Source organism: Xenophilus sp. (assembly GCF_044462705.1).
Taxonomy (GTDB): domain Bacteria; phylum Pseudomonadota; class Gammaproteobacteria; order Burkholderiales; family Burkholderiaceae_C; genus Xenophilus; species Xenophilus azovorans.
The window spans coordinates 1-3,850 of record NZ_JBIQNC010000313.1 but is presented as its reverse complement, the minus strand read 5'-3'; the positions used below and the strand labels follow the sequence as shown (position 1 = coordinate 3,850).

Annotated in this window: 4 protein-coding genes; 2 read left to right on the top strand and 2 right to left on the bottom strand. The window is 71.6% G+C overall.

What is annotated here, in order from left to right:
• Both ACIY1X_RS25405 and ACIY1X_RS25400 read right to left on the bottom strand, forming a co-directional pair.
• Window positions 1-536, bottom strand: a 536-nt coding sequence (locus ACIY1X_RS25405; protein WP_399686194.1) for an ABC transporter ATP-binding protein, incomplete at its 3' end; no start/stop codon positions are given.
• Window positions 537-570: 34 nt separating this feature from the next.
• Window positions 571-1,374 carry an ABC transporter permease gene (locus ACIY1X_RS25400; protein WP_399686191.1) on the bottom strand — a complete coding sequence of 268 codons (804 nt, stop codon included), beginning with the start codon at window positions 1,372-1,374 and terminating at the stop codon, window positions 571-573.
• A 158-nt stretch (window positions 1,375-1,532) separates the two neighbouring features.
• Here ACIY1X_RS25400 and ACIY1X_RS25395 point away from each other — a divergent pair, with 158 nt between their 5' ends.
• The gene (locus ACIY1X_RS25395; RefSeq protein ID WP_399686188.1) at window positions 1,533-3,443 is read left to right on the top strand and encodes a glycosyltransferase; all 1,911 of its coding nucleotides are present in this window, start codon (window positions 1,533-1,535) and stop codon (window positions 3,441-3,443) included.
• On the top strand, window positions 3,440-3,850 hold a 411-nt coding region (locus tag ACIY1X_RS25390; protein WP_399686185.1), incomplete at its 3' end, for a hypothetical protein. The genes ACIY1X_RS25395 and ACIY1X_RS25390, both read left to right, overlap by 4 nt.

Sequence of the window (3,850 nt, the reverse complement as noted above, 5' to 3'; positions counted from 1 at the left end):
TCGTCCATAAGAAGAATGTCTGCGTTCACGCTGGTGGAGATGGAGAACGCCAGCCGCATCATCATCCCGGTGGAGTAAGTGCGCACCGGCATGTCGATGTACTGGCCCAGGCCGCTGAACTCGACGATGTCCGGCGTCTTGCGGTCGATCTCGCGCTTGCTCAGGCCCATGACCAGGCCGCGCAGCATGATGTTCTCCATGCCCGTCGCGTCCGCCTCGATGCCCAGCGCCGGGTCGATCAGGCTGGTGACGCTGCCCTGGCGGCGGAACTGGCCGGCGGTCGGCTCGTAGACGCCGGCCAGGGTGCGCAGCAGCGTGGACTTGCCGGCGCCGTTGTGGCCCACCAGGCCCAGCCGGTCGCCCGCCTTGAGCTCGATGTTGAGGTTGCTCAGGGCCTGCACCACGGTCACGCCGGTTTCCTTGCCGAAGCGGCCGCCCGTCACGGAGGCGGCCAGCGTCTTCTTCAGCGACGCGGCGCCCGCGCCGTAGATGGGAAAGCTGACGCTGACGTCCTTGAGTGAGATGAAGGCGCTCATGGATGATGCTGCTGATGAAAGGGGAAGAGAGGGTTCACAGCCAGTAGACGACGCGGCGGCGGTACTTGCGGAAGAGCAGGGCGCACACCACGATGTTCACCACCGTCCAGCCGAGGATGCCGAGCCAGCTGTGCAGCGAGGCCTCGCCGCCCATCAGCGGGGTGCGCAGCAGGTCGAGCATTTGCGCCAGCGGGTTCCACAGGATGTACTGCGCGCGGCCGGGCAGGTTCTCGGGCAGCCAGAAGACGGGCGTGAGGAACATCAGCATCTGCATGATGCTGGTCACGATCTGGGTCACGTCGCGGTAGCGGGTGCAGATCAGGCCCAGCCACAGGCCCAGCGCATGTGCGTTCACGATCATCAGCAGGAAGGCGGGGAACACCAGCAGCGCGTCCCACGACAGGCTGATGTGGGCCCACAGCGCCACCGGGATGTACAGCACGATGTGGTGCGCGAACTGGATGACGTTGCGCGCCAGCGTGCGCCAGACGAACAGGGTGATGGGGAAGTACCCCTGCCGCAGGTAGTGCGCCGCGTTGACGAAGGAGTTGCAGGAGTCGGTGACGGTGCCGGAGAGAAAGCCCCAGAAGATGATGCCCAGCGCCAGGTGAGGGAAGAACTTCGACAACTCGGTGCCGAAGAGCGAGGCGTACAGCGGCCCCATGCCGCCGATCATGGCGCCCATGCTCAGCGTCAGCCACAGCGGCCCGAGCATGGAGCGGCGGTAGCGCAGCACGATGTCGAACCAGGCCAGGGTCCACCAGATGTCTGTCCTGCGGGTTCCTTCCCACCAGTCGCTCCATGCGCTGCGGTGGAGGTTGGAATGCACTTGGCTCATGTCGGGTTGTCTTTCTGAAAGCGCATGCGTTCCCGGTGGCATGGATGTGCCGGGCGCTGGCTGGAGCGCGAAGGGAGGGGCGGGCGGAGGAACCGATAATTTTACGGGCCAGCCCGCGCGGGGCCCGACTTTGCGCAGGGCGCCTTCTTTCCAGCCGCATGAGACCTTCCAAGCCCGTTCTTCCTCCCGGCCAGGATGCCGCCCGCGCGGCGGTCTCCACGCGTTCGCAGGATGTGCCCACCGCCGCGCAACTGGCCGGCCAGGTGCGGGCGCTGGCGGCGGAGCTGCAGGCGCTGCGGCAGTCGAGCAGCTGGCGGCTCACGGCGCCCCTGCGCCGGGCCGCCGCAGGCCGGCTTAGCCCGCGCGCGGCCGCCGGCGAGGCGCAGGCCGCCTACAACGCCTGGCTGCAGCGGCATCTGGCCGAGGAGCCGCCGCCCGACCCGGCGGCGAGCGGGCCGGCGCCCCGCATCTCGATCGTGATGCCCGTGTACGACCCCGACCCGCGATGGCTGCGCGCGGCCATCGACTCGGTGCGCGCGCAGAGCCATGCCGAGTGGCAGCTGTGCATCGCCGACGACGCCTCGACGCGGCCGGAGGTGCCCGCGCTGCTGGCGGCGTACGCGGCGGCCGACGCGCGCATCCGGTGGGTGCGGCGTACGGCCAACGGCCACATCTCGGCCGCCTCCAACTCGGCGCTCGACCTGGCCACCGGCGACTGGATCGCGCTGCTCGACCAGGACGACCTGCTGGCGCCGCATGCCCTGCGCTGGGTGGCCCGCGAGATCCAGGCGCATCCCCGGGCTCGGCTGATCTACTCGGACGAGGACAAGGTGGATGCGTCCGGCCGCCACTTCGCGCCCCACTTCAAGCCGGACTGGAATGCGGAGCTGCTGCGCTCGCAGAACTTCGTCTCGCACCTGGGCGTGTACGACGCGCGGCTCGTGCGCGAACTGGGCGGTTTCCGGCCCGGCCTCGAGGGCGCGCAGGACCACGATCTGGTGCTGCGCGTCTCGGAGCGGCTGGGCGGCGATGCGGTGCGCCATATCCCCCGCATCCTGTACCACTGGCGCGCCCATGCCGGCAGCACCGCCGGGCAGGCGGCCGGCGGTGCCAAGGCCTATGCCGAGGAAGCCGGCCGCCGTGCCGTGCAGGCGCACCTCGACCGCCTGGGCCGCACCGACATGGCGCTGGCCACGCCTTATGGCTATCGGGTCAAGCCGCGCTTCTTCCAGGCGCCACCGGCGGTGTCGGTCGTCGTCGTGGGCGCGCAGGGGGCCGAAGGGCTGCAGGCCACGGCGCGGGCGCTGGTGCAGCGCACCGCCTACCCCCTCTACGAGATCGTGCTGCTGGACCTGGACGGCAGCGACGGCACGCGCTCGGCGCTGGCCGGGTGGTGCGCGCAGCCGGGCTTCGCCGTGGTCTCGCGCGATGCCGGCGAGGCCGTGCCGTCGGCCCTGCGGCGTGCCGTCGCGGCGGCCGGCGGCACCTTGCTGTGCTGGATGCGGGCCGGGCTGGCGCCGTGCGACGCCGACTGGCTGGACGAACTGGCCGGCCGGGCGCTGCAGGACGAGGTGGGCGTGGTCGGCGGCCAGGTGCTGGATGCGCAGGGCCGCGTGGCCGACGGCGCGCTGCTGCTGGATGCCGGGCGCGTCGCCGTGCCGGCCTTCGCCGGCGAGCGGCCGGGCGAGGGCGGCTACTTCAACCGCGGCAGCCTGGCCCAGCAGTTCTCGGCCGTCTCGGGCGGCTTCGCGCTGCTGCGGCGCGCGGCGTACGAGCAGGCCGGCGGCTTCGGAGACAATCCCGCGTCCTTCCGGCTGGCCTTCGTGGACCTGTGCCTGCGCCTCGGCGCCGCCGGCCTGCGGACCGTCTGGTCGCCGTACGCGGAATGCGTGCAGGTGCTTCCCGCGCAGGCCGGGCCGGACGACGACCCCACCGATGAGCTCCGTTTCATGACCACCCGCTGGCGCGACGTTCTGGCGCGCGATCCTTTCCATAACCCCCATCTGGCGCCCGGCCGGCTGGCCTTCGATGCGCGCCGCGCCGCGGCCGATCACGAGGGCGCCGAATGAGCTCGCCTCCCGGCATGCTCGCCCGGCTGTACCGCGCGGCGCTGCTGGTGCCCGCCGCGGTGCGCAAGGGCGGCGGCGTGGGCGGCATGCTGCGGCGCGCGGTGCAGATCTTCCGCGACAAGGGCTTCAAGGGCGTGATGCGTTCCGCCGGCGTGCTGGCGCAGGGCGGCGGCCCGCCGCTGATGGCCGACCCGTCCCGGCCCGACCGCCTGCAGTACCGGGAGTGGATCAAGCGCTACGACCTGCCGCTTGCAGACGATGTCCGCCGCACGCTGGCGGCCGACCTGGCGCGGTGGCCGGAATGCCCCCGCTTCGTGGTCGTGCTCGACGCCCGGCAGGCGGGCCAGGCGCCGCTGGCGCGCGCCGTGCAGTCGCTGTCGGCGCAGTCTTTCGGCGCATGGCGCTGC

Excerpts from the sequence above, each read along its gene's own strand:
- ACIY1X_RS25400 (WP_399686191.1), bottom strand. The coding sequence starts at position 1,374 with ATGAGCCAAGTGCATTCCAACCTCCACCGCAGCGCATGGAGCGACTGG.
- ACIY1X_RS25395 (WP_399686188.1), top strand. The coding sequence starts at position 1,533 with ATGAGACCTTCCAAGCCCGTTCTTCCTCCCGGCCAGGATGCCGCCCGC.